The organism is Streptomyces sp. NPDC001231, assembly GCF_042896885.1.
Lineage (GTDB): Bacteria > Actinomycetota > Actinomycetes > Streptomycetales > Streptomycetaceae > Streptomyces.
In genome coordinates, this window is sequence record NZ_JBIAXS010000036.1 from 40,950 (window position 1) to 66,050 (window position 25,101).

17 protein-coding genes are annotated in these 25,101 nt (G+C 71.3%); 7 read left to right on the forward strand and 10 right to left on the reverse strand.

Translation table 11 applies throughout. The features are described 5' to 3' along the window. Window positions 1-199 precede the first annotated feature (199 nt). A complete protein-coding gene (locus tag ACFY3J_RS33170) occupies window positions 200-2,413 on the reverse strand; it encodes a discoidin domain-containing protein (RefSeq protein WP_384185518.1) in 2,214 nt (737 codons plus the stop codon). 395 nt (window positions 2,414-2,808) lie between these two features. Between ACFY3J_RS33170 and ACFY3J_RS33175 the strand changes: the two genes are divergently transcribed. The 3 genes from ACFY3J_RS33175 (at window position 2,809) to ACFY3J_RS33185 (ending at window position 6,035) form a co-directional block, all read left to right on the forward strand. After that, window positions 2,809-3,903 (forward strand): DUF1996 domain-containing protein, encoded by a 1,095-nt coding sequence (locus ACFY3J_RS33175; RefSeq protein ID WP_390842381.1) that lies wholly within the window; start codon window positions 2,809-2,811, stop codon window positions 3,901-3,903. A gap of 202 nt (window positions 3,904-4,105) precedes the next feature. Then, window positions 4,106-4,711: a class I SAM-dependent methyltransferase gene (locus tag ACFY3J_RS33180; RefSeq protein ID WP_384185512.1), complete on the forward strand. Its 606-nt coding sequence runs from the start codon at window positions 4,106-4,108 to the stop codon at window positions 4,709-4,711. Between the two features lie 103 nt (window positions 4,712-4,814). Beyond that, the gene (locus ACFY3J_RS33185) at window positions 4,815-6,035 is read left to right on the forward strand and encodes a permease (RefSeq protein ID WP_384185509.1); all 1,221 of its coding nucleotides are present in this window, start codon (window positions 4,815-4,817) and stop codon (window positions 6,033-6,035) included. A 17-nt stretch (window positions 6,036-6,052) separates the two neighbouring features. On the opposite strand, the gene ACFY3J_RS33190 is transcribed toward ACFY3J_RS33185, so the two are convergent. The 4 genes from ACFY3J_RS33190 to ACFY3J_RS33205 all read right to left on the reverse strand — a co-directional run bounded on the left by ACFY3J_RS33190 (window position 6,053) and on the right by ACFY3J_RS33205 (window position 12,543). Continuing rightward, window positions 6,053-7,432 (reverse strand): NAD(P)/FAD-dependent oxidoreductase, encoded by a 1,380-nt coding sequence (locus tag ACFY3J_RS33190; RefSeq protein WP_390842382.1) that lies wholly within the window; start codon window positions 7,430-7,432, stop codon window positions 6,053-6,055. A gap of 53 nt (window positions 7,433-7,485) precedes the next feature. After that, the gene (locus ACFY3J_RS33195; RefSeq protein WP_390842383.1) at window positions 7,486-8,832 is read right to left on the reverse strand and encodes an MFS transporter; all 1,347 of its coding nucleotides are present in this window, start codon (window positions 8,830-8,832) and stop codon (window positions 7,486-7,488) included. Between the two features lie 87 nt (window positions 8,833-8,919). Then, a complete protein-coding gene (locus ACFY3J_RS33200) occupies window positions 8,920-10,530 on the reverse strand; it encodes a hydantoinase B/oxoprolinase family protein (RefSeq protein ID WP_384185501.1) in 1,611 nt (536 codons plus the stop codon). Between the two features lie 3 nt (window positions 10,531-10,533). Continuing rightward, the gene (locus tag ACFY3J_RS33205; protein WP_384185499.1) at window positions 10,534-12,543 is read right to left on the reverse strand and encodes a hydantoinase/oxoprolinase family protein; all 2,010 of its coding nucleotides are present in this window, start codon (window positions 12,541-12,543) and stop codon (window positions 10,534-10,536) included. A 310-nt stretch (window positions 12,544-12,853) separates the two neighbouring features. Between ACFY3J_RS33205 and ACFY3J_RS33210 the strand changes: the two genes are divergently transcribed. Beyond that, window positions 12,854-14,551, forward strand: coding sequence for an ABC transporter substrate-binding protein (locus ACFY3J_RS33210; protein ID WP_384185598.1), 1,698 nt, complete (start codon window positions 12,854-12,856; stop codon window positions 14,549-14,551). A 115-nt stretch (window positions 14,552-14,666) separates the two neighbouring features. Here the strand turns inward: ACFY3J_RS33210 and ACFY3J_RS33215 are convergent, their stop codons facing one another. Together ACFY3J_RS33215 and ACFY3J_RS33220 are read right to left on the reverse strand one after the other, a co-directional pair. Beyond that, a complete protein-coding gene (locus tag ACFY3J_RS33215; RefSeq protein ID WP_390842384.1) occupies window positions 14,667-15,446 on the reverse strand; it encodes a D-Ala-D-Ala carboxypeptidase family metallohydrolase in 780 nt (259 codons plus the stop codon). Between the two features lie 55 nt (window positions 15,447-15,501). Then, the gene (locus ACFY3J_RS33220) at window positions 15,502-16,815 is read right to left on the reverse strand and encodes a GH25 family lysozyme (protein WP_390842385.1); all 1,314 of its coding nucleotides are present in this window, start codon (window positions 16,813-16,815) and stop codon (window positions 15,502-15,504) included. A gap of 428 nt (window positions 16,816-17,243) precedes the next feature. Here ACFY3J_RS33220 and ACFY3J_RS33225 point away from each other — a divergent pair, with 428 nt between their 5' ends. Then, window positions 17,244-18,320 (forward strand): ParB-like protein, encoded by a 1,077-nt coding sequence (locus ACFY3J_RS33225; protein ID WP_390842386.1) that lies wholly within the window; start codon window positions 17,244-17,246, stop codon window positions 18,318-18,320. Between the two features lie 89 nt (window positions 18,321-18,409). Here ACFY3J_RS33225 and ACFY3J_RS33230 read toward each other — a convergent pair whose 3' ends face one another. Next, on the reverse strand, window positions 18,410-20,002 hold the full coding sequence (locus tag ACFY3J_RS33230) for a CehA/McbA family metallohydrolase (protein ID WP_390842387.1): 1,593 nt from the start codon (window positions 20,000-20,002) through the stop codon (window positions 18,410-18,412). 288 nt (window positions 20,003-20,290) lie between these two features. After that, complete coding sequence (locus tag ACFY3J_RS33235) at window positions 20,291-22,183, reverse strand: CocE/NonD family hydrolase (RefSeq protein WP_384185488.1); 1,893 nt, start codon at window positions 22,181-22,183, stop codon at window positions 20,291-20,293. Between the two features lie 514 nt (window positions 22,184-22,697). Between ACFY3J_RS33235 and ACFY3J_RS33240 the strand changes: the two genes are divergently transcribed. Both ACFY3J_RS33240 and ACFY3J_RS33245 read left to right on the forward strand, forming a co-directional pair. Beyond that, complete coding sequence (locus tag ACFY3J_RS33240; RefSeq protein ID WP_390842389.1) at window positions 22,698-23,360, forward strand: GntR family transcriptional regulator; 663 nt, start codon at window positions 22,698-22,700, stop codon at window positions 23,358-23,360. A gap of 81 nt (window positions 23,361-23,441) precedes the next feature. Next, window positions 23,442-24,734, forward strand: coding sequence for an MFS transporter (locus tag ACFY3J_RS33245; RefSeq protein ID WP_384185482.1), 1,293 nt, complete (start codon window positions 23,442-23,444; stop codon window positions 24,732-24,734). 60 nt (window positions 24,735-24,794) lie between these two features. Here the strand turns inward: ACFY3J_RS33245 and ACFY3J_RS33250 are convergent, their stop codons facing one another. Then, the gene (locus tag ACFY3J_RS33250; RefSeq protein ID WP_390842390.1) at window positions 24,795-25,046 is read right to left on the reverse strand and encodes a hypothetical protein; all 252 of its coding nucleotides are present in this window, start codon (window positions 25,044-25,046) and stop codon (window positions 24,795-24,797) included. Window positions 25,047-25,101: the final 55 nt, after the last annotated feature.

The following is a 25,101-nucleotide window of genomic DNA, read 5'->3' on the forward strand; positions in this document are numbered from 1 at the left end:
GCAACTCCCGGACCGCGCGGGGCGATCGGCGTGGCGGGACAGGCGGTCGACACCAGAATGTCCGTTCCAGGCACCCTTGCACCTGGATTTGCCGACTTCCCCGGAAATTCAACCCGGTTCCTGCTGAAGCGAGCGGCGAGCCACCGGTGGGTGACTCGCCGCACGCTTTCGCCGGTTCGAACCGGTCATCCGTCCCCGGTCAGGGGAACTGGACCACCTTGGACGGCACCGTGCTCGTTCCCGAGGTGGGCGCGCCCGTGTTGTTGACGACGTGGGCGTACTGCCCCTGGCCACCCAGGGAGATCACCAGGATGTCGTGCAGCTTGACGCCGGACTTGACCGGTACCTGGAACCCGTGTGCCTGGACGATCGACGGGTCGGCCGTGAAGTTGCAGTAGCTGCCCAGCCCCCAGGCCTCGTGCGTGTTGACCGTGTCGGCGACCTTGTAGGCCGCGTAGCCGACGATGCCGTCGTGGGTGATGGCGGCGGCGTTCGGGACGTCGTAGGCCTTTTCGTTCTGGAAGAAGATCGTCCGGCCGCGCTCTCCGTTCCAGTACACGTCGTACTTGTTGTAGTGCTCGACGAACAGGCCCGTGGCGAGGACGTCGTTGCCGTTGACCCACAAGCCGTAGTCGGCCCGGTTGGTGTTCCAGCCGACGCCGCTGCCGTGGTCGGCGCGCCACAGCCAGGTGTGGTCGATGACGACGTTGTTGCTGTTGACGACGACCGAGTTGGTCGCGAGGCCGGGGCCCGCGCCGCCGATGCGGACGAACACGTCCTGCACCGTGGTCGGGTTGGCGGAGTGGTCGGCGGAGGAGCCGGGCTGGCCGACCCGCAGGAGGGTGTCCGAGTTGACGGTGCCCGCGTCGATCAGGAATCCGGCGAGCCGGACGCCGTCGACGTCGGCGACGTGCATCGCGTCGACGCCGTTGTCGGGCACGAGGGTGGCAAGGCCCAGTCCGAGCACCACGGTGTTCGCGCGGGTGACGTCGATGGTCCGGTCGAGGTGGTAGACGCCGGGCGTGAACAGGAGGTTGAGGCCCTGGGACAGTGCCTGGTTGATGGTGGCGGCGGTGGCGCCCGGCTTGACGACGTAGAACTGGTCGAGCGGCAGGGAGGTGCCCGCGTTGGCCGGCCAGGACACACCGCGGGCGTTGGTCCGCTTGGCGGGTACGAAGACCTTGTAGGTGCTGCCGTCGAGGTAGAGGAACGGCTTCTCGCGCGAGATCGGCGTGGTGTCGAGCGTGGTGTACGAGCCGGTCGCGAAGTCGGTCGCCGGCGCGCCCTGCACTCCGGTGAACGTCATGTTCCACACGCCGTTGGTCCAGCCGCCCACCGAGCTGTCGCGGGTGTACCACTGCTGCTGGGAGTACGGGCCGACGGTGCCGTCGATCTTCGAGTCGGCGATGTACCCGCCGGAGGCCCAGCCGTATCCGTTCGGGGCGAGGTTGAGGCCGCCCTGGACGTGGATGCGGCGGAACGGCGCCGCCTGGGCGACGGCCCAGCGGTCGGTGCCGTTCACCGGGTTGATGGCGAGGTTCTCCGCCGAACGCCAGAAGTTCTGGGTGGCGTTGCCGTTGAACCAGCCCGCGTCGACGGTGATGTCACCGTTGATCCGGGTGTCGTCGGGGTTGAGGCCCAGCCCGGAGATGGAGGTGTAGAAGCCGATCTGGGCGTTGATCCCGTTGTAGGTGCCCGGCTTGAGCAGGAACTGGTAACGGCCGGAGCCGAACTGGTTGGACTCCTGCTGGGCGAAGACCTGGTCGAACTTCTGCTGGAGGTTGGGGGTGGAGGGGTCGACGACGATGACGTTCGGCCCCAGGTCGCCGCCGCCCTGGACGGGCGGGGTGCCGCCGCCGGACGAATCGGTGTGGACGGCGACCTCCCAGAGCGAGTAGCCGTAGCCGGTCGAGCGGACCGTTCCGTAGACGCGCAGGTAGCGGCCCGAGCCGCTGACGTCGTAGGAGGCGGTGCCGCCGGTCGCGCCGGTGACGCTCTTCAGCGTGGTCCAGCTCTGGCCGTTGGCGGAGGCCTGGATCTGGAACTCCTTGGCGTAGGCGGTCTCCCAGGTCAGGTCCACCTTGCACAGGTTCTGGACCGAGCCGAGGTCGACCTGCACCCACTGCGGGTCCGAGAAGGCGCTGGACCAGCGGGTGCCCGGGTCTCCGTCGAAGGCGGCGGAGGCCGGGGTGCCCGCGTTCTCGGTGGAGGAGGCCGACGCTGGCCTGCCCAGGGCGGCGTTGCCGGTGCCGCAGGCGGCCGCGGCGCCGGCGCTCTGGCCGGACGGCGACGCGGCGGTCCTGCCCTGGGACAGCGGAGTCCCGGCCGCCGCGGCGACCGGCGACTGGGTGGCGGGAAGGGCGATGAGCGCTGCCGTTGCGGCGAGCGCGACACCCAAGGATCTGAGTCTCATACGGGTCCCTGCGGATGCGATGGACGAGTGTTCGCGAGGAGAGCGGGGCGGCGTACAAGGCGTGCGCAAGCTCAACTACACGCCCACGCTGCTTAGTTCACATCTTGATTTAACTGATGAGACCGAGGGGTGGGCAAGCCCCCGGACACGGGAAACTTTTCAAGCGTTGACGACACCCGTGCCCACCAGGGCGGAGGCGGCGTTCAGGAAGTAAGGCCGGCGGGACAGTGCTGATCCTTCTGTGGCATGCCTTGACACCTGCGCGTCAAGGCCTCAACACTCCCAGGGCAGGAGAGCGCTTCCTCACCGCCGACGTGTGTGACACGCCGTCAGGCAGGTGCCCGCTCGCCCTTCTTCACCCCCCACTTCTCACCCCCTGAGTTCAGGAGGTCTCCATGCCACGGAGATCGAAAGCCCTGTCAGGAACGCTGATCGCCGGAGCGCTGCTGGTGAGCTCGCTCGGCGTGGCCGGCGTCGCCACCAGCGCCGGGCCGCCCACGCCCGGCAGTGCGGCGGCGGAGTCCTTCGCGGCCGGCCACTCCGGGCACGTCATGGCCGCGTCGACCGCCTTCTCGGCCGAGGACCCGAACGGTGACGGCTACATCCCGGCGAACCCGCCGGCCACCGGCGTCACCCCGTCCGCCGAGAACCCGCCCCATCGCTACTTCCACGAGTTCCAGGCCAACTGCTCGTTCACCCACACCAGGCCCGACGACCCCATCGTCTATCCGCAGCAGCCGGGCAAGTCGCACGACCACACGTTCATGGGCAACACCACGACCGACGCGAACAGCACCACCGCGTCCCTGGCCGCGGGCGGCACCACCTGCAAGGCGCCCGGCGACCGGTCGGGCTACTGGGTGCCGACCCTCTACAACGGCGACCGGGCGGTGCTGCCGGTCGGCCCGCAGACGATCTACTACAAGGCGGGCGTCACCGACTACACCAGCGTGCGGTCCTTTCCCAAGGGACTGCGCTTCGTGGTGGGCAACCCGTTGCAGAGCGCCCAGGAGTTCCGCAACAGCCCCGGCTTCGTGGAGGGCTGGGAGTGCGGCGACAGCTACTTCAACGTCGACTTCCCCGCCAACTGCCCCAACAGGCCCGACGTGCAACTCAACATCCGCTTCCAGGCGCCGAGTTGCTGGGACGGCAAGTATCTCGACACCCCCGACCACCGCAGCCACATGGCCTATCCGGTGGTCAAGCCCGGCACGAACGACAACATCTGCCCGGCCGACCACCCGGTCGCGCTGCCGATGATCGAGTTCAAGATGGCGTTCCCGGTGAACGGCGACATGTCCCGGGTGAGGCTGTCGAGCGGGGCCGCCTGGTCCTTCCACTACGACTTCTTCAACGCCTGGGACGAGCCCACGCTGGCGGCCATGGTCGGCCACTGCATCGTCGGCGGTCTCCAGTGCGACGCACGCGGCTACGACGAGACGCACCCCGAGGCGGGAGCCGCGCTGAACGGGGACTACCGGCTTCCCTGAACCGCACCCTGAACGGCACCACTCCTCGAAGCAGGGTGGCCCGGCCGGACACGCCCCACCACGGCCGGGCCACCCGACCCCCCACACCCGGGAGGCCGTCACGGCGCCGCCGCCCCGCCGCCGGGGGCAGCTGCTGCCGCCCACTCGGCGGCGCCAGGGTGCGCGGGCGGGCGTGGCACACGGTCGACCTATAGTGGGCCCCATGAGCCGTTGGAGGGAACTGACCGGGGAGACGTCCGGTGAGGACTACGCCGCGCGGTTCGCGGCGCTGGCCCGGAGTGGCAAGGACGTGCACGGTGAGGCGCGGTTCTGCGCCGCTCTCGTACCTGCCGGGGCGCGGATGCTGGACGCCGGGTGCGGTACCGGACGGGTCATGATCCGGCTCGCGGAGCTGGGGTACGACTGCGTCGGGGTGGATCTCGACGCGTCGATGCTGGCGGTGGCGCGCAAGCAGGCGCCGGAGCTGCCCTGGTTCCAGGCCGATCTGGCCGCGTTCGAGCCGGCCCCGCTCGGCATCGCGGCGGACTTCGAACTCGTGGTCGCCGCGGGCAACATCTTCCCGCTGCTCGCCGCCGGCACCGAGGCCGCCGTGGTCGAGCGCCTGACCGCCGCCCTGCGCCCGGGTGGACTGCTGGTCGCCGGCTTCGGCCTGGACGAAGCCCACCTGCCCGTGCCGCCCGGCATCACGCTGGCCGAGTACGACGACTGCTGTGCCGCGGCCGGCCTCACCTTCGTCGACCGCTTCGCCACCTGGGACGCCGACCCGTACGACGGCGGCGGCTATGCCGTCAGCGTTCACCGCCGTTGACGCTTCGGCGACGAGGGCTTCGTAGTCCGGCCCCCGCCGTCCTGACCCCGGCGGCGGGCGTGTCCCTCGGCCGTGTGCGGGGCTTGCGGGGAAGGCTGCACAGATGCACGCCGTACTGCACGCACTGTCGATCACCGGATCCATGACCTGGGAGATCACCTGGGCCCTGATCCTGGGCTTCGCCCTGTCCGCGGTCGTCCAGGCCGTGGTCCGCAAGTCCACCGTCGTCGCACTGCTCGGCGACGACCGTCCCCGCACCCTCGCCGTCGCCGCCGGACTGGGCGTGGCGTCCTCGTCCTGCTCCTACGCCGCCGTGGCGCTGGCCCGCTCCCTGTTCCGCAAGGGCGCCGACTTCACCGCGGCGATGGCTTTCGAGATCGCCTCCACCAACCTCGTCGTCGAGCTCGGCGTCATCCTCGCGCTGCTGATGGGCTGGCAGTTCACCGCCGCCGAGTTCGTCGGCGGCCCCGTCATGATCGTCCTGCTGGCCGTCCTCTTCCGGCTGCTCCTGCGCGAGAGGCTGCTGGGCCAGGCCCGCGAACAGGCGGAACGGGGCCTGGCCGGGTCGATGGAGGGCCACGCGGCGATGGACATGTCCGTGCGGCGCGAAGGCTCCTTCACCCGGCGTCTGGCCTCCCGCGAGGGCTTCACCGCCGTCAGTCACGTCTTCGTCATGGAATGGGCGGCGATTCTACGCGACCTGGTGGTCGGCCTGCTGATCGCCGGTGCCGTCGCCGCCTGGGTCCCGGACTCGTTCTGGCGCACCTTCTTCTTCGACGGCCACCCGCTCGCCGCCAAGCTGTGGGGTCCCGTCATCGGTCCGCTGGTGGCGATCGCCTCGTTCGTGTGCTCGATCGGCAACGTGCCGCTGGCGGTGGTGCTGTGGAAGGGAGGGATCAGCTTCGGCGGCGTGGTGGCGTTCATCTTCGCCGACCTGCTGATCCTGCCGATCCTCAACATCTACCGGAAGTACTACGGCGCCCGGATGGCCGCCTTCCTGCTGGGAACCTTCTATCTCGCGATGGTCGTCGCCGGTTACGTCGTGGAATTCGTCTTCGGCGGCCTCGGCCTGATCCCCGACCAGGCCGACGCGAGGCTGCCCACGGAAGGCATCGGATGGAACTACACCACCTGGCTCAACATCGCCTTCCTCCTCCTCGCCGCGCTGCTTCTGGTGCGGTTCTGGCGGACCGGCGGGCTGTCCATGCTGCGCATGATGGGCGGCTCACCGCACACCGGCCACGACCGTCCCGCCCACACGCGGCACGGGGCGCACGAGCGGCAAGCCGGCGACCAGTGGCCCTTCCACGACGGACAGCGCTGACGGGAGGGCGGGGCCTGTCAGCGGCCCGAGATCGCGTCGGCGACCCTGGCCAGAGGAGAGGTGCGCCGCCGGTGGCTGTCCGCTTCCTGGCGGTCCGCGGCGCGGTAGGCCGCGTACATTCCGTGCACTCCGATCCAGCGGGCGGGTTCCGGTTCCCAGCGGCGTGAACTGCGGCCGGTCCAGGGCAGCCGGGTCCGCTCGGTCTCCTCACCGAGAACCAGGTCGGTGAGCGTACGGGCCGCGAGGTGCGACGCCGTCACACCCTGGCCCACGTACCCGCCCGCGCAGCCGATGCCGGTGGACGGGTCGAGCCGGACCGCGGGACACCAGTCGCGGGGTACGGCGAGCACACCGGACCAGGCATGCGCGACGGGGACGTCGGCCGCTGCCGGAAACAGCGCGATCAGGGTCGCCGCCAGCGAGTCGATCGTCCTGGTGCTGGTCGCGCCGTTCGCGTCGACCCGGGAACCGAACCGGTAAGGCACTCCCCGGCCGCCCAAGGCGATACGGCCGTCGGCGGTGCGCTGTCCGTACAGGTAGGCGTGGGTCTGGTCGCTGAACAGCTCCTGACCCGCCCAGCCGATCCGCTGCCAGGCGGCCTCCGGCAGCGGCTCGGTGACGAGCATCGAGGAGTTCATCGGCAACCAGGTGCGCTTCTCGCCGGGCAGTTCGGAGGTGAAGCCCTCCGTGCAGCGCAGCACATGCCGGGCGCGCACCGCGCCGAACGGGGTGGTCGCCACGCCGGGGGCGATCGCCGTGACCGGTGTCGACTCGTACAGGCGTACCCCGAGCCGGACGACGGTTTCGGCGAGGCCCGTCACCAGCCGGGCGGGGTGGATGCGGGCGCAGTGCGGGTTGAAGGCGGCGCCGAGGCCGCCGGCGACCTCGACCCGCTTGTTCAACTCCGAGGCCGACAGCAGCACTTCGTCGGTGTTTCCCCATTCCCTGTCGTACGCGACGGAGGCACGCAACCGGTCCAGTTGGGCTGGTGCGTGGGCGACCCGCAGATAGCCGCTCTTCACCGCGTCCGCCTCGATGCCCTCGCGCTCCAGCGTCGCGAGCACGACGTCGACCTCCCGGTTCATCAGGGCCTGGAACCGCAGCACGGCGTCCTTGCCACGCTCCTTGGCGAACCGGGCGGGCGAGCCGGGGATCTTGCCGGACAGCCAGCCACCGTTGCGTCCGGAGGCCCCGAAGCCCGCGAACTCCCGCTCCAGGACGATCACGTCCCAGTCGGGCCTGGCCTTCTTGATGTGGTAGGCGGTCCACAGCCCGGTGTAACCGGCGCCGACGATGCAGACGTCGGCGCCGGCCGGGCCGGAGAGCGGGGTGCGTCGTGCAGGGAAGCCGGTCTGGCGGAACCAGAACGACACCTGGCCGTTGGCGGGGGTGGGCATGAGGAGGCTCCGGGGGATGCGATCGCGGAAGCGGTGGACGGAGGGTGGGGTTCTCAGGGGACGGAGACGGACGCCCCGGTCCGTGGCACCCCGTGCTGTGGGTCGTTCTCGGAGCGGCGTGGCAGGGCCAGACATGCCGCGGTCATCCCCAGGGCGACGACCGCGGTGAGGACGGCCACTGGTGTCGTGGAGCCGCTGCGGTCGAGCAGGTAGGTGGAGACGCTGGGGGCGATGCCGCCGATGGAACCGGCGATGCCGTAGGTGAGGGAGGCGCCCGTGTACCGGACCTCGGGGCGGAACAGCAGGGAGACCTCGGTGGCGAGGACTCCGTAGCCCGCTCCGACAAAGGCCATGCTGACTGCGACACCGACGTACAGGAGCGTCGCGTTCCGGGTGCCCACGAGGGCGAAGGCGGGCCACGCCCAGACCAGCAGACCCACGGCGGAGGTCGCCGCGATCTTCCGTGCGCTGAAGCGGGGTGCCAGGAAGGCGCCGACGAGGACGAAGACTCCCTCGCTGATCGCTGCCACCAGGTTGGCGGGCAGAGTGATGGAGGTGCTCATCCCGAGCGTCCCGGTGGCGTAGACGAGCGTGAACGTGGTGAGCAGGTAGTAGGTGACGAAGACGCCGGCGAACGCGCCGACACCGACGAGGACCCGCTTCCAGTCCTGGCGCAGCACCGCGACCACGGGGATGCGCCGTGCGGGCTCCGGGGACTTGCGGGCCGCCGTGAAGTCGGGCGACTCGTGGATCTTCGTGCGGATCGCCAGACCGATGGGGATGAGCAGGACCGAGGCGAGGAAGGGCACGCGCCAGCCCCAGCTGTGCAGCCAGGCGTCGGAGCCCGCGGTGACGGCCAGGAAGACGAGGGTGGCGAGGATCAGGCCGAGCGGAGAGCCGAGTTGGGCGAAGGCGCCGAAGAGGGTCTTGCGGCGGGGCGCGGCGTGCTCTATGCCGATCAGGGCGGCGCCGCCCCACTCGCCGCCGACGGCCATGCCCTGCATGATGCGCAGGAGCAGCAGCAGGAGGGGAGCGGTGACACCGATGGCCTCGTACGACGGCAGCAGACCGACCGCGACGGTCGCGCCGCCCATCAGCAGCAGCGTGAGGACGAGGGTGCGTTTGCGTCCCGCGCGGTCGCCGAGATGACCGAAGAGCACGGCACCGAGGGGACGGGCGAGGAAGCCGGCTCCGAAGGTGGCCAGCGAGAGCAACGTCCCGACCAGCGGCGGGAGTTCAGGGAAGAACACGTGGTTGAAGACGAGCGCGGACGCGGTGCCGTAGATGAAGAAGTCGTACCACTCGATCGTGGTCCCGATGATCTGGGCGGACGCGAGCCGTGTCGAGGAGAGGGCAGGCGCGGATCTGGGGGCGGGGACCGGGGTGGTGCCTTGACGCATGGAGTGCTCCTGACGAGGAGGAGGGACAGGCAGCGGAGGTGAAGGCGTGGGTGCGGGGCCGGCGGCCGGGTCGTCGCCGCGGCGGTTTCAGTCGGAGGGACGCTCGGCCGCGTCTGACGGCGATCCATGTCCGCCTCCGCCACCGGTGACGACGGTGACGCGGTCGCCGGCCCGGAGCATGTCGTGGAAGACCACGGGGAGTCGTTCGACGGAGCCGTCGGCGCGGGTGACGGTGAAGGAGCCCGGCCGACCTCCGCCCCCGCCGTCCAGGCCGGGCGCGCCGGCGCGGTGCCGGTCGGCGTACCCGGCGATGTCGACGCCGTCGGCGACGGCCTCGTAGGTGCGCCGGATGCCCAGGCCGCCGCGCTGCGCGCCGGTGCCGCCGGAGTCGTCGTGGAGCGCGTACTCGACGACCCGGAAGTGCGAGTAGTCGGACTCCAGGGCTTCCACGGGCGCGTTCGCGCAGTTGGAGATCGGGTTGTCGAGGGCGTCGGCGCCGTCGTGCGCGGCGCAGGCCCCCCAGCCGCCGCCGAGGATCTCCAGGACGACCTGGTAGGTGCCGGTGCCGCGGTCGAGGTGGCTGACGGTGAAGGCCGTCGTGGTGTCGAATCCGGTCGCGGCGGACCGTTCGGGGACCTGCCGTCCCAGGGCCTGGACGACCGCGTTGAAGACGCGGCTGGCGGGGGTGAGGCGGCTGCGGACGGCGGCGGGGGGGCGCGGGTTCAGGATGCTGCCGAACGGCGCGTGCACGGTGATGGGCCGGTTGCAGCCCTCGTTGAAGGGGATGTCGGGCTCGTCGAGCAGGCAGCGCACGGCGCTGATGGCCGAGGAGACGGTGGAGGCGAGGGGGCAGTTGACGTTGCCCTCGACCTGATCGCCGGTGCCGGTGAAATCGAGGTGGAGTTCCTCGCCGGCCACGGTGATCCGGACGCGGATCTCCACCGTTCCGGCATCCCACGGTGTGGCGTCGAGGGTCTGTACGGATTCGTAGACGCCGTCGGGGATGCGGCCGAGCGCGGCCCGGGTGCGCCGCTCCGCGTAGTCCTTGAGGTCGTGCATGGCCGCGAGGCAGTCGGCGGTGCCGAACCGGGCGGCGGCCTCCTTGAGGCGGTTGGCGGCGGTGCGGTTGGCGGCGAACTGAGCGTTGAGATCGCCGACGACGAGGTCGGGCACACGGACGTTGGCCCGCACCATCTCCTCGACGAAGCCACCGCGTCCCCAGTCGCGTGAGACGGAGAAGCGGCTGAGGGGTAGCCTCAGGCCCTCCTGATAGACCTCGGTCGCGGTGGCGTTGAGGCCGGGGCTGCCGCCGCCGATGTCGACGTGGTGGGCGACGCTCGCGGCGAACGCCACCAGCCGCCCGTCGGCGAAGACGGGGGTGAACAGGTAGATGTCCTGGAGGTGCTGGCCGCCGTTGAACGGGTCGTTCATCAGCAGCGCGTCGTCCTCGGTGAGCGTGGCCAGGTCGACGGCGTCGGCCAGGCCCCGGATCGCGAACGAGATGCCCGCGGTCATGATCGGGATGCATTCGGCCTGGTCGATGACCTCTCCGCGAGCGTCGGTGAGCGCCACCGAGTAGTCGCGAGCCTCCCGGACGATCGACGAGAACGCCGCCCGGCGCAGGTCGGTGGCCATCTCACGGGTGATGGAGGAGAACGCGGCCTGGATCAGGCCGAGACGGGACGCGTCAAGGGGCATGGGTCAGCTCCTGGTGAGGACGAGGTTGGTGGCCGCGTCGACGGTGGCGCTCCAGCCGCTGGGCACGTACGTCGTGGAGGACTCGTCGGTGATCACGGCGGGTCCGGCCAGTTCGGTGCCGACGGGCAGTGCGGTCCGCGGCATGGTCACGGCGGGGCGGGGCCTGCCGTTCTCCAGGACGATGCCCTCCTGGTGCGGGTCGCCGGGGCGGTGTTCGACGGTGGGGAGTGCCATCGTGGGGCGCGGCCGGCTGATGCTCAGCCGGAGGGTCACGACCTGGACGGGGGCGGTGGGGTCCGCGTGTCCGAAGCGCTGGGCGTGCAGCGCGTGGAAGGCCGCGACGAGCCGCTCGACGAGGTCCGCTTCCGCCGGGGCGGGCAACGGTACCGACAGCTCGAAGCCCTGTCCCGCGTAGCGCATGTCGACGGTCCAGGTGTCGAGCGCGGTGCCGGCGTCGACGCCCTGACCGGCCAGTTCACGGTGTGCCTCGCCGGTGACGGAGGACATGACCTCCCGCAGGCCTGTGTCGTCCAGGGTGTCCGCGGCGACGAGGACGGTGCGGGCGAACTCGCGGCGGAAACCGGACGCCAGCAGCCCGTAGGCGGAGGCGAGCCCCGAGTGGGGGGCGATCACCACGCGCCGCATGCCCAGTTCGTCGGCGACGCCCGCCGCGTGCACCGGGCCGGCGCCGCCGTAGGCGAGCAGCGTCAGCCCGCGCGGATCCTGACCGCGTTCCACGGAGGCGACCCGGATGGCTCCGGCCATGGCGACGTTGGCCAGTTGGTGAGCCGACCAGGCGGCCTCGCCGACCGTGCCGCCGAGCCGGGCGGCGAGCGGCCCGAACACGGATTCGGCGGCGGCCAGGTCGAGCGGGAAGCGGCCGGCCAGCCGCGGGTGCGGCCCGAGCAGCCCGAGGACGGCGTTGGCGTCGGTGACAGTGGGCGCCTGCCCGCCGCGTCCGTAGCAGGCGGGTCCCGGGCTGGCTCCCGCGCTGCGCGGGCCGACGGTGAGCAGGCCACCGCTGTCGACCCCGACGATGCTGCCGCCGCCCGCGCCGACGGTGGTGATGTCGACCATGGGCACCCGCACCGGCAGCCCGTCTACGGAGACTTCCGGCGTGAGCTGCGGGCTTCCGCCCACGACGAGGGCGACGTCCGTGCTGGTGCCGCCCATGTCCATGGTGACGACGTCGCCGAGTCCGGCGGATTCGGCGACGGCCACAGCAGCGCTGACCCCGGCGGCGGGCCCGGACAGGAGCATGGTCACGGGCCGGGCGGTGACCACGGGTACCGGCACGGCGCCGCCGTTGGACTGCATCACCTGAAGCCCCGCGATACCGCGTCGGGCGGCCTCGTCGGCGAGCCGGGACAGGTACCCGGCGACCGCGGGCCGGACGAAGGCGTCGATCACGGTGGTGCTGGTGCGCTCGTACTCGCGGAACTCGCGGGCGACTTCGCAGGACAGGGACACCGGGAGCCCGGGCGCGAGCGAGGCGATCAGCTCGGCCACCCGTCGCTCGTGCACGGGATTGCCGTACGAGTGCAGCAGGCACACCGCGACCGCGGTGACGTCCTGGGCGAGCAGTTCCTTCACCGAGCGCAGCACGCTCTCCTCGTCCAGCGCGTGAGAGATCGCTCCCGACGCCGTGACCCGCTCGTCGACCTCCTGGACCAGCTCGCGCGGCACCAGCGGCGCGGGCTTGACGTAGCGCAGGTCGTACATCCGGTCGCGGTCCTGGCGCTGGAGCGTGAGCAGGTCCCGGAAGCCCCGCGTGACAAGGAGCCCCAGGCGCGGGCCGCGGCGTTCGAGGAGGGCGTTGGTCGCCACCGTGCTGCCGTGCAGCAGTGTCGAGCCCTCGCGCAGCCCGGCCGGCAGCCCGTCGATCGCCTCGATCACCGCGCGCGACGGGTCCTGCGGTGTGGAGAAGACCTTCGAGGTCGCCCGCAGCGTACCGTCGTCATCGAGGACGACCAGGTCGGTGAAGGTGCCACCACATTCGACACCGATACGCATGAGACCCCTTTCGCTGACTCCCTGTGACGGCCCGATATCGATTCCGGCCTTGAAATGTGACGTTGCCATGGCCGACGATGCGCCGTAATACGTCGTTCTCCCCATGGACGTGGTGGCAAGTCGGTGCTGGTCAGCCCCGGTGGGGAAGGGGTGGAGCCGTCGGGACGAGGGAGGTGCAGGCATGGTGCTTGACCGGGCGGGGCAGCCCGGTGGAGTGGCCGAAAGCGGGCGATGTGCGGGTCCCGGTGTGGCCCGGTTCGACGCGTCCGGCGGCTATGAACGCCTTGATGTGCACGGATGCGACCTCGTGATGCATCCACGGGTGAGGCGCTGGGTGGAGCTGATGCCCGCCCTCCGCAGGCCGGCCGTCTCCTTCGTGTGGATCACCGAGGACGGCGTGTGGGCCCATGTCGATCTGGCGGTGCCGCCGACCGCCGAAGGGCAGCAGGTCACCGTGACGGCGGCGGTACGGACCGGCGAGCCGCCGTACGGCCTGACCGCGCGTGAACTCGACGTCCTCACGCTGCTCGCGGGCGGACTCACGAACACGTCCGTCGGGCACTACCTGGGCACCAGCCCGCGCACGGTCGGCAAGCAGGTGGAGGCGCTTCTGGACAAACTGGGCCAGCCGAGCCGCAGCGCGGCAGCCGCGTTCGCCGTGGACAGCGGGCTCATCCGGCTTCCGGTGCCCGGCGGCTGCTCGGAGCTGTCCGCGTTGGGCGCGGGCATGCTCGACGCGCTCGCGCGCGGCGGTACCAGGCCGCCCCGGTTCGCGGGCGCTCCGCGCCGCGGTTCCCGGATCTTCGCCCCCCGTCCCCTGACCGTGGGCCTCATGGCCCCGCTGCTCGGCGCCTACGGCGCCGACGGGGAGGAACTACGCAGGGGCGCCGAACTCGCCGTCACCGAACTGAACGCGCGCGGTGGGGTGGCGGGACGACCCCTGGAACTGGTGACCTTCCCCTTGGACAACCAGGACGCCACCTCGGTCGATGCGGCGTTCCGGGCGGCGGGCGCCGCTGAACCGGTCGCGCTGGTCGGCTCGTACCTCCTGGTCGACGAGCGCAACAGCTACGAGCGCGCCGCCGAGTACGGCATCCCCTACCTCAACGTCGGCAGCAGCGATCTCCAGGCCTCCTGGGTGCACGCCGAGCCGTCCGTCTTCGGCAACGTCTTCCAGGCCGGCCCTCGGCGCAGCAACTACGTGCGCGGCTTCCTGCGGTTCGCCTCGCACGCGCGCGCGGCCGGGTTGTGGCGGCCGCCGCACCGCACCATGGGAGTGGTCGAACCGGAGGATGCGGACAGCGAGATCCTGCCGGCCGGGGGCGCCGATCTGGTGGAGGCGGCGGGCTGGCGAGTGGAGTTCCGCATCAGGACCAGGCCACCGTACGACGACTGGTCCGAGGTCCTGCGTCAGCTGCGTCGCGTCTCCCCGGCGGCACTGCTGCTGGGCAACCATCCGCCGACGGCGACGGCCGCGTTCCAACGCGCCTTCGTCCGGGACCCGTCACCCACCCTCATCTACAACGTGTACACGCCGTCCGTTCCCGCGTACGTCAGCGCGGCGGGCGAGGCCGCCGAGGGCGTGGTCTGGGCCAGCGTCACCGGACGATACGGCGACGCCCGGGGGGCCGCCTTCGCCCGGAACTACGCGCGGCTGCACGGGGGCGTGCCGGGTCACGGCCTGGCAGGCGCGGGCTACGACCAGGTGCAGGTCCTGGCCCGGGCCTGGAGCACGGTGACTCGTCCGGGCAGTTCGGCCGAGACGGTCGCCGCACTGCGCAGCGTCGTGCACCGCGGAGTCAACGGCGCCTATTTCCTCGGGGCGCCGGGTCAGACGAACGCGGCCTACCCCGACGAGAACCCGGATCCGTCGCTTGCCCAGGCGCCGCTGGTCTACCAGGTGCAGGACGGTATCAGCCGAGCGGTCCATCCGGCGCCGTACGCGGAGGCGGTGTTCCGGCTGCCACCGTGGCTGGCCGGGGAGCCTTGCGGCCGGACAGTCCACTGACCGGCCTCGGTGGCCTCGGCGACGATCACGCCACGCAGGGCAAGCCGGGGGGACCTGGACGGGCCCGTCCGTGCCGTGACGGCGCGGACGGGCCCGGTGTGCCGGAGCGGGCGGGTCACGCCACGCCGCTCTCCCACCACCAGGAGCCGGAGCCGTACGAGGGGTACTGGACGCGGCTGTCGCAGTGCTGCCACGAGTTCGTGTACGCCTCGAGGCCCGAGAAGCCGCAGGTCTCGGCGATCCGGTAGGTCTGCAGGGTGCTGTGGCCGGAGACGACGATGTCGGCGGCGACGCCGTAGAGGTGCATGCTGTTGGACGCGCCGCCCGAGGCGGCGTTGTGCGCGATGCTCCGGAAGCCGGAGTTGATCGTGATCGCGCTGTTGCCGGCCTTCTTGCGGACCGCCTCCAGCTTGTACATCAGCCGGCGGACGTTCTCCTTGACCGTCGCGGAGCCGACCTTGCCGTTGTTGAAGCCGGAGCCGTCCTTGGAGTAGAACTCGATGAAGTCGAAGTGGGCGGTCGATCCGTCGCCGGCCTCCAGGCTGTTGAGCACGCTCTGGGTCTGCGGGCCGGCGATGCCGTCCGCGCCCAGGCCGTAGGCGGACTGGAAGCGCTGGACGGCGGCGGCCGTGGCCGGGCCGAAGGAGCCGTCCCAGGCGACGTAGGTCTGGGAGGCACTGCTGGCGGCCCAGCCGCCGACGCGGATCTGGAGCTCCACCACGTCGGAGCCGGAGGCGCCCTGCTGGAGGGTACGGCTCCAGCCGTAGGCCGAGGCCGTGCCGGCCGTGGCGACGCCGGTGACCGCCGCCACGCCGAGCGCGGCCGTCACGCCTGCGGCGCTCCGGAACAGGGCGCGGCGGTCGATGCTTCGGTGGGGGTGTCGTGCCGGGTTCATGGAAGTCTCCTCCTTTGGTGACTACGGGTGGCTACTGGTGACGACGCCCCGAAGGTCAAGCGACCAGGGCCTGCCAGGTGTTGGCACCGACGATGCCGTCCACGGCGAGGCCGTGCGCGGACTGGAAGGAACGCACCGCGGTGTCGGTCCCCGGCCCGAACGCGCCGTCGACCGTCAACGAAGCGCCGTGAGACTTGAGTTGGCTCTGCACCGCCTGGACCGCGGCTCCCGACGAACCCTGCCGTACGGTGACGATGAGGGCCTGCCAGGTGGCGGGTCCGACGACGCCGTCCACGCCGAGGCCGTGCGCGGACTGGAAGGAACGCACCGCGGAGTCGGTCCCCGGCCCGAACGCCCCGTCCACCGGCAACGCGGAACCGTGCGCGTTGAGCAGGTACTGGACGGTCTTGACCCGCTCACCGGAGGCCCCCTGCTTCACCGTGGGCCAACTGGCCGTCGGCGGAGGGTTGTAGCCGCCTCCCTTGGCGAAGGCCTGGAGGTCGGTGAGGGTGCCGTTGAAGGTGTCCTGGTCGCCGGGGAAGGTTCCGGAGTCGGCGTACTGCCAGATCGTCTGGGCCGACCAGCCGGCGGGCAGCGTGCCGGGGCTGCCGGCGTAACGGGCGATCCACAGCGGGTTGGTGGCCCCGAAACTGCTGTTGTTGCCGGTGCAGGTGGTCCACCAGTCGGTGGTGGTGTAGATCGTCGGGTAGCGCCCGACCTTGGCGCGCACCTGATTGCTGAAGTCCCGGATCCAGGAGACCATCGCGCTCTGGCTCAGCCCGTAGCAGGTGGCCCCGTAGGGGTTGTACTCGATGTCCAGGGCGGGCGGCAGCGTCCTGCCGTCGGCGGTCCAGCCGCCGCCGTGACCGACGAACCAGTCCGCCTGCGCGGCACCGCTCGAATTGCCGGGCAGCGCGAAGTGGTAGGCACCGCGGATCAGTCCGGCGTTGAACGCGCCGTTGTACTGCTGGGAGAAGTACGGGCTGGTGTAGGTGGTGCCTTCGGTGGCCTTGACGTAGGCGAAGGCGGCGCCCTTGTTCTTGACGGACGTCCAGTCGACGTTGCCCTGGTAGCCGCTGACGTCGAGTCCCGCCGGACCCGTGCTGACGGCGAGCGGGGCGGCGGCCGACACAGATCCCGCGCCCAGGCGCTGGAGTCCGGATCCGGCGTGGTCCTGGTCCGGGTGCGTCATGCGCACCGGGGTCCCGGTGGCGGTCCCGGGGTCGCCGGCGGCCGTCGCCGGGGCGGTACCGGGCAGGATCAGCAGGGTCAGGGCGGCGGTCAGCAGCCCGGCCGCACGGACGAACGTACGGCGGGGGCCGGTACCGGTGTTGCCGGGTCTGAACCGCGAGGGGGTGGCTGAAGGCATGGTGCTCCCGGAGGTGTGGAGGGACACTGCGATGCGCTTGGGCCGGGGTGGCCGTGGTGACGGCCATCGACGGTCGGGAGTGGAGCGTCGGAGCGGTGAGCGGCGGTGGGCGGCGCCGGTCGCGGTGGGGGGTCAGCAGGTGCCGGGCACGCCGTCAACTCCACGGCGTACAGGTTGGGTTGACGCGCGTAAACGTAAGGGATGTGTTGACATGCTCGCAACAGCTTCGGAGTGTGAAAAGTTGAATGAGGGGCGGCGGTTCTTGGGCGGCGCGTGCGGAGATCCGGCAGGAAGCGCCGTGCGGAAGCCGGTTGGCGGTGAATTGTTCACCTGCGGCTCCGCCGGACGTCACCGGGACGATCCGGTGCATTGGGCGATCGGCCACACGCTGACCGTCGACATTCCCCATATCGCAAGGAGCAGGTGTGATGCGCTTCGGATCTCCGTCCCACCGGGCCTCGGCCCTCGGAGTGGCCCTCGCCGTCATCGGGGCCGGCGTCGCCGCACTGGCGCCCGTCGCCGCCGCCGCACCCGGTGCTCCGGGCACCCGGCCGTCGTTCTGCGGCCACGACAACCGCAGCACGCCGTTCTCGCGGTACCTCTGCGCCCAGCCCGGCGACCTGCTCGACGTCCGCATCGGCGACGTGCACCCGACCCAGCCGTCGCTCGGTTACGACGAGGTGTACTACAAGCTCGGCCGCTACACCCTCGGCAAGGACGCGATCAACAAGAAGTTCGACGACTGGTGCGAGGCCGACGGCCGTACCGCGGCGGCAACCGTGTCTCCGGGAGCGCGACTTGACGACCCGTCCTCGTTCACGTGCGAACTCCCGGTCGGGGCGGAGACGGCGGACAGCATCGCTCCCATGAAGACCGTCGTCATCGGCCCCGGCGGCGAACCGTTCCTCACCGACGGGCACCACACGCTCACTTCCTTCTACGAGACCCCCGACGGCGGGGCCGACCTGCACGTCCGGCTGCGGGTGCAGGCCAACTTGAGCAACCTGCCCCGCCAGGCCTTCTGGGACGAGATGAAGGCGCACAAGTGGGTGTACCTGCGCGACCCCGAGGGCAAGCAGGTTACGGTGAACAAGCTGCCGACCAGTGTGGGTCTGGCCAACTTCACCGACGACAAGTACCGCAGCCTGCTCTACTTCGGCCGTGACATCGGCTACGCGCAGAACGGGCTGCCGTTCCAGGAGTTCTACTGGGGCAGTTGGGTCCGCGACGCCAAGCCGATCGACCTCGCCGACTGGAACCCGAACGACCTCGACAACTACCTGGCCACCGTCAGGTCCCTGACCGAGACGATGACGGCGCTGCCCAAGGGCGCCGTCATCGACAGCGGCTTCACCGCCGCCGAACTCGGCGCGCTGGACCGGTGGAACGACGGCAGCGCGGTCAGCAAGGGCGAGTTCAACAAGCTGAGCAAGCCGTACTCCGACGCCAAGCCCGGGAAGCTCGCCTACACGCTGGAGTACAAGCGGGCGCACGGCCTGGGCTGAGGTGTCCCCGCCCGGCTCACCGGGAACCCGGGCCACCTGACACAGCCGGCCGGGGGCGGTCTCGCGGCGACAGCCCCCGGCCACGTACGTCACCGTCCCTTCCGCTCCAGGAAGACCGGGTTGGTCATGGCGGCCATGGGCCCGAACAGCAGCGCGTCGCCCATGGTGTTGCCCTGGCCGGGGGAGCCGTCGGCCATCGGGTGGCGGACCTCGGCCCGCACATAGGCGGCGAGCGATGCGGTGGTCCGCCAGACCACCGTGCCGGTGCCGGAGGCGCCGACGGACTCCTGGTGCATCTGGCCCTCGTCGGTGAGGAACCGGACAGTGCCGTGGGGTACGCCCCGGACGTCGAGACGGATGTCCACCGGGGCTTCGGCGGGCACGGTGAGCTTCTCGCCGATCCCGGCCTGCCTGCCGCCGCCGGTGGCGGTGAAGGCCAGCTCGACCGAGGAGGACTCGGCGATCCAGCTGCGGCCCTCGCGGATGCCCTTCATGAGCGAGTCGGTGGCGAGGTCGTCCGCGTGGACGACGTTGTGCGGCAGACCGATGACCTGCGGCTCGCTGTGCGCGTCGCTGTTGCCCATGGCCGGGAGCCAGCGCTTTCCGGTGCGGACCGCTTCGCCCAGCTTCTGGTCCCAGGTGCTGACCGCGTGCTCGTCGTCGTAGGTCCACGGACCGGTCCACACCTCCGTGGCGTCCGCGTTCTCGAAACCGAATTTCCACTGGCAGGCCACGTATGCGCAGTACATGTGCGCGGGCACCACGAGGCCGTCGTTGCGGTGGACCTGCCGCGCGAACCGGTCGAACACGTCGTCGCGCGAGCGGTAGCGCCAGTCGACCCACTCACCGGCCGGAAGGCCCAGGGCGAGCCAGTGCCCGTTGCGCGTGGTGACCTCCTCGCCCGGGATGATGAGCAGGTCCGGACCGGCGTGCTCGCCCCAGACCGCGTGCGAGGAGGACGTGTTGTGGTCGGTGGAGACCATGAAGTCCAGCCCCGCGGCGCGCGCGCCGGCCGCGACCTCCGCCGGCAGGCGCTTTCCGTCGGAGTGGACCGTGTGCAGGTGGCAGTCGCCGCGGTACCAGTCGCGGCCGCGGCCCTTCGCCCGCTGCGGGGGGTGGTGCGGCACGAAGGCCGGGCCGCGCTCGCCGTAGGTGAGCGTCACCTCCACCCGGTAGTTCATTCCCTGGGGCGCCACCTGGTAGGGGCCGAGGACGATGTTCCAGGTGCCCGGGTTGACCGGACCGGGCAGATAGCCCGGCGTGGCCTCGCCGGCGCCGATCTCGAACGAGGTGCGGAAACCGCCGGACCAGCCGCGGAAGCCACGGCCGCCGAGCGCCGTCCCGCGCTCGTCGAAGACACCGATGTCGCACGAGTTGCCCGGGACACCCGACGGTACGGACGGCCTGTCGTAGGAGTAGGAGACGGCGATCTTCCGTACTCCTCCGGGGACTTCCACCGGCAGGTGGACGAAGTCCGCGACGCCGGTCTCCAGGAAGCCGGTGATGGTGCGGGTCGCCGCGCCGCCGTTCGCCGGCGCGGCGGCGGCCGGACCGTCCGCCGCACGCGCGAAGGAGACCGGGGTGAGGGTGAGGGCGGCCGCGCCGGCACCTCCCGCCAGCAGCAGTCGCCGGCGGCCGAGTCCGGCACCGGCGTCGCCGACGTCCGCGGTGTCGGGTTTCATGGGCTCCACGTTGTGCTCGCAGTGTCCGTCAAGGCACATGTTCCGTCCTCGGCAAGCTCGGTGATGGATGCGCGGAAAGCCCCTGGAGCCTCATGGGGCTCCGTGAACGGCGGATGAGCCGGGTATGGCTCGCCCGGCAAGAGCCTGTGGCCGGTGTGCGGTGGCGGTGTGTTGCCGAGCCTCTTGCACCCTTGTCTGGGTCGCGCGACTCGCGGACCGGGCTGTCGATACGCCAACGAGGGCCCCAACTTTGACGGTTGGGACCCTCGTCGTGTGTTGCCGCTCGGCTCAGAGGTGGCCGCCAGGGGTCACCGTGAACGAGGCGGGACCGGCGGACAGGTTCACCGTGTACTGGCGCAGGTAGGTGTCCAGGAACGGGGAACGGGCGCCGGCGGTGGCCGTGTCGCGGGCCGGGTCGTCCAGGGCCAGCCTGAGCTGAGCGCCCTTGACCGCGACCGTCTGGCCGGACGGCGTGGCACGCCACGAGCCGGTCTGGATGGAGCCGATCTCCACGGCCAGGACGTGACCCGCGGCCAGGGTCCAGTCGGTCGCCTTCAGATCGACGGTCATCCGGCCCGAACGCAGCAGGGAGACCTGCTCGTCGAACATGACGGCTTTGCCGTTCGGGGCGACGTCGTACAGCTTGAGCATGACGTTGCCCTCACCCTTGGCGGTCAGGGAGACCTGCGGGGTGCCGGTGAGGCGCACGGCCTGTCCGACCGGCTTCGACCACACGAAGAAGCTCGATGTGACCTTGCCGTCCTTCTGGAGCTTCGCCAGTCCCCTGGCCAGGCCCTTCGGGGCGGCCTGGTCGGTCGCGGGCGCGTTCTCCATGTCCCACTGGCCGGACGGCTTCCCGAGCGTCTGCGACGTCGGCTCGCCGGCCGCGGCCAGGGCCGCGCGGCCCGAGGCACCACCGTCGTCCAGGTACGAGCCGTTGCCGAGCGGGAGCGTGACGGACCGCTTCACGACCGGCCACGTGCTCTGGGCGCGCCAGGCACCCGTGGAGTCCTCGACGACGTAGGCCGGGTACTTGACCTTCGGCTTGATGCCCTTGAGGTACTCGTCGTAGTAGGCGAGGGTCTCGTCGTACCAGCCCTCGCGGCCCATGGACAGGCGCCCGTCGCTGGTGCGGTCGCCGCCGCGCACGTGCTCCCACTGGCCGACCCAGCCGCGCTCCGGGCCCACGTGGTTGTCGAGGTACTCCTGCATCTCCTCGGGCTTGGTGTTGTTCTCGATGAAGCCCTGGGTGACGAACAGCGGGGTCTTGGTGCCCTTGGCCATCTTCGCCAGGTCACGGTCGGTCCAGTGCTTGTCCCACTGGTCCGCGATCTTGTACCCGGCCGAGTTCTGGGTGAGGCACTCCGGGTGGGTCTTCTCCCACTGGGCGTTGGCCAGGTAGCGCGGGTCGTCGTCCGCCATCTGGGGAATCGTGGCAATGGAGTTGTAGGCGTTGGCGGTGCCGGTGACGTTCGGGCGGGGCACCCCGTTGGAGTAGATGTACTGGTACATGTCCCATACGGGCTCCTGGGCGACGACGGCCTTGAGGGCCTTCTGGCTCAGGTTGTTGCCGATCAGGCCCGTGACGGCGTCGTACGACTTGCCGTACATGCCGACCGCGCCCGTGCTCCACGGCTGCTTCGCCGCCCAGTCGATCGCCGCCTTGACGTCGGCCTGCTCGCCGGGACCCGCCCAGTCGAGGCAGCCGGTGGAGCCGCCGAAGCCGCGCAGGTCCACCATGACGAAGGCGTACCCCTGGGCGAACAGGTCGGTGCCCTCGATGAAGTCCTGGAAGCGGGACGAGGGGCCGGTGTGCTTCCAGCCCTCGGGATCGGTCTGCCCGGAGTGCCCGAAGTAGGGGCCGACCGACAGGATGACGGGCACCTTCTTGCCCGGGGTCAGTCCCTCGGGCAGCAGGACGTCGGCGTGCAGCTCGGCGTCGGAGCCGTCCGAGGACGGGAAGTAGTGCTGCGTCCAGAGCGAGCCCTTCGGGACGCGGTCGTTCTCCTCATGGGTGACGGGGTCGGTCGCGGTGGCGACCGCCCCCGTCCGGGTCTGCTCCGCGGCGGGCTGGGCCGCGGCGCCGGGCACCGCGGTGGCGGGGCCGGCGAGCGCGGCGGTCAGCGCGAAGGTGGTGACGAGTGCCGAGGCGGCCGCGACGGCCGTGCGACGTCTGTTCACTTGCTCCTCCCGGAGTGTCAGGTACGGGGCGGTGCAGGTGGTGCGGTCGAGCACGGCCCTTGACCCACCGTCAGAGCTGTGTGGGCGGTCGCACGCATGCCGAAAGCCGGATCGCGGGCGTGGACCGGAGCCGTCGGCGACGGAGCCTATGATCATCATTGAAACGAGTCAACGGGGCTGCGTGTCATGCGTGTTACCGATGTGACCCCGACCGGTTCGGCGCCCCGTGGGCGCGCGGAGGCATCGGTCGGCGGCGAATCGCCCTGCCGCCCACGTCAGGAGCAGCCGGAAGGGATCACACGGAGCCCTCTTCGCCGGCGGTCTGATCATCGCCGGTTCTCGTCGACTCTCGCCGGTGCTCGCCGGTTCTCGTCGGTTCTCGTCGGTTCGTCGTCGGTTTGATGTTGGTTCGATCGGCGCGGGCATGGCGCTCCGCCGTCGCCGGCCTTCGTGTCGTGGCGAACGAGGGCTGTGATGTATCTAAGGTTGTATCTATGAGTGCTAGGGTGGAGGCATGGCCGCCAACACCACCCCCTCCACCGCCCGCGTGCCGGCCGCCGAGCGTGCGTACGACCTGACCAAGGAGCTCATCCTCGATGGGCGGCTCCCCGGCGGGAGTCTCATCAGCGAGGGCGAGATCGCCGAGCGCACCTCACTCAGCCGCACCCCGGTCCGCGAGGCCTTCCTCCGTCTCCAGGCCGAGGGGCTGCTGCAGCTCTTCCCCAAGCGCGGAGCCGTGGTGGTACCGGTGGGGCCGGGCGAGGCCGAGGACGTCCTGGAGCTGCGCGAGGCACTGGAAAGCAGCGCGGTGCGCCGCATCGCCCGTCGCGCCGAGCCGCTCGACGGCCTGGTGCGCCGGCTGTCCGACCTGATCGACGTCCAGCGGGAACATGCCCGCCAGGCCGACGTGGCGGCCTTCGCGGAGGCGGACGAGGCGTTCCACCACGGCATCGTGGCGGCCTCCGGCAACGGCCTCGCCGAGCGCTTCTACGAGACGTTGCGCGACCGCCAGCGGCGCATGGCCGTGCAGCTCCTCCAGCCGCGGCCGGAGCGCCTGGCCCCGCTGATCGACGAGCACAGCCTGCTCGTGGAGCGGATCGCCGACCGCGACGACGAGGGGTTCGCCGGCGCCCTGCGGGCCCACCTGGACGCCCACCGCGGCGCGACGGGCCGCTGACCCCGTCACGGACACCCGGCGGCACCCTCACCGGAATCCCCGGCGGGATCAGCACGTGAACGAGCAAGGAGCAGCACCGTCATGAGCACCACCCGGTGGCCGACCGGCCGTCCCGCCGCACCGTCCGGCAGGGGCAGGCCGTGGCTGCCGGCGGCGGCTGCCATGTTCTGCTCCGGGTGGGGCGGCAACCAGTTCACCCCGCTGCTGCTGATGTACCGCCGCCTGGGCGGCTACTCCGCGGTCACGGTCGACGCCTTCCTGGCCGCCTACGTCCTCGGACTCGTACCAGGGCTGCTGGTGGGCGGGGCCGCCTCGGACCGCTGTGGCCGCCGTCCGCTGATGACCGTCGCGACCGCGGCGTCGCTCGCGGCCAGCGCCGTCCTGTGCGGGGGAGTGGCCGGGCAGATCCCCGTCTACGTGGGCCGCTTCCTCAGCGGCCTGGCCGTCGGCATCGCGATGGCGGTCGGCACCAGCTGGGTCAAGGAGCTCTCCCAGGCACCGCACGACCCGGCGGCCGACGCCGGCGCGGGGGCGCGGCGCGCCTCCCTCTCGCTGACGCTCGGCTTCGGACTCGGCGCCGGGGTGGCCGGCGCGCTGGCCCAGTGGGGCCCCTGGCCGATGATCACCCCGTACCTGGTGCACGTCCTGGTCACCCTGCCCGCCCTGTTCATGCTGGCGCGCGCCGTGGAGACCCGGGCGCGGACCACCGCCGTCCGCGGTCTGTGGGCCGACCTCAAGGTCCCCGCCGCCGGGCACCGCCGCTTCCTGCGCGTGGTGCTTCCGATGGCCCCCTGGGTGTTCGGCTCGGCCGGCGTCGCCTACGCGGTCACCCCCCAGCTCGTCGGCGACCGGATCGGGAACTGGGCCCTGGCCTACGCCACCCTGCTGACCGTCTGCACCCTCGGCACCGGGGCGCTGGTCCAGCCCTTCGCCAAGCGCCTGGACTCGCTCGACTCGGCGCGGGGGATCATCGTCGCGATGATCCTCATGGCCTGCGGCATGGCCGTCTGCGCGGGCGACGCGGCCGTTCGCTCACCGTGGCTCGGCCTCGGCGGAGCCGTCCTGCTGGGGGCCGCCTACGGCATCGGGGTCGTCTCCGGACTGCTGGAGATCCAGCGGATCGTCACCCCCGACGACATGGCCGGCATCACCGGCGTCTACTACGCCCTGTGCTATTCGGGATTCCTGCTGCCCGCGATCCTGGCGGCGCTGTCCGCGCTGGCGTCCTACACGGTGATGCTCGCCGTCCTGACCCTCCTCGCCCTGACCAGCCTCGCGGTGATCGCGACCTCCTCGCGGCGGACCGCCGGAACCCTCACCGCGGGCGGGACCCGCTCCGCCGGGACACGGCCCGCCGAGGCCCCGGCCCCCTGACACCCGCGCCCGTTCCCCCGCGGTGTGCCCTGCCCGCGCGGGCCGCACCGGGGGGCAGTGTCATCGCCCCGCCGCCGTCGCGGTGATCCCGAAGCCGTCGGCGGTCCAGCCGCCGTCGCTCACCATGACCTGGCCGGTGACGTCGGCCGAGACGCCGGAGGCGAGGAGCAGCGCGAGTCGGCGATGTCGCCCCGGACTGCCGAGCCGGGACAGAAGGGGTGCGGGACCGCAGCGCCGCCAGGTCGAGACGACCGGCCGCGGCGGGCGAGGCGACCAGGTATCCGGCGCACCCGGCCGGCCCTGGCGCAGCACCTTGAGCTGCTTCCGGTCGGCTTCCGAATCCTGACGGGGCGTCAGTTCCGGGCGT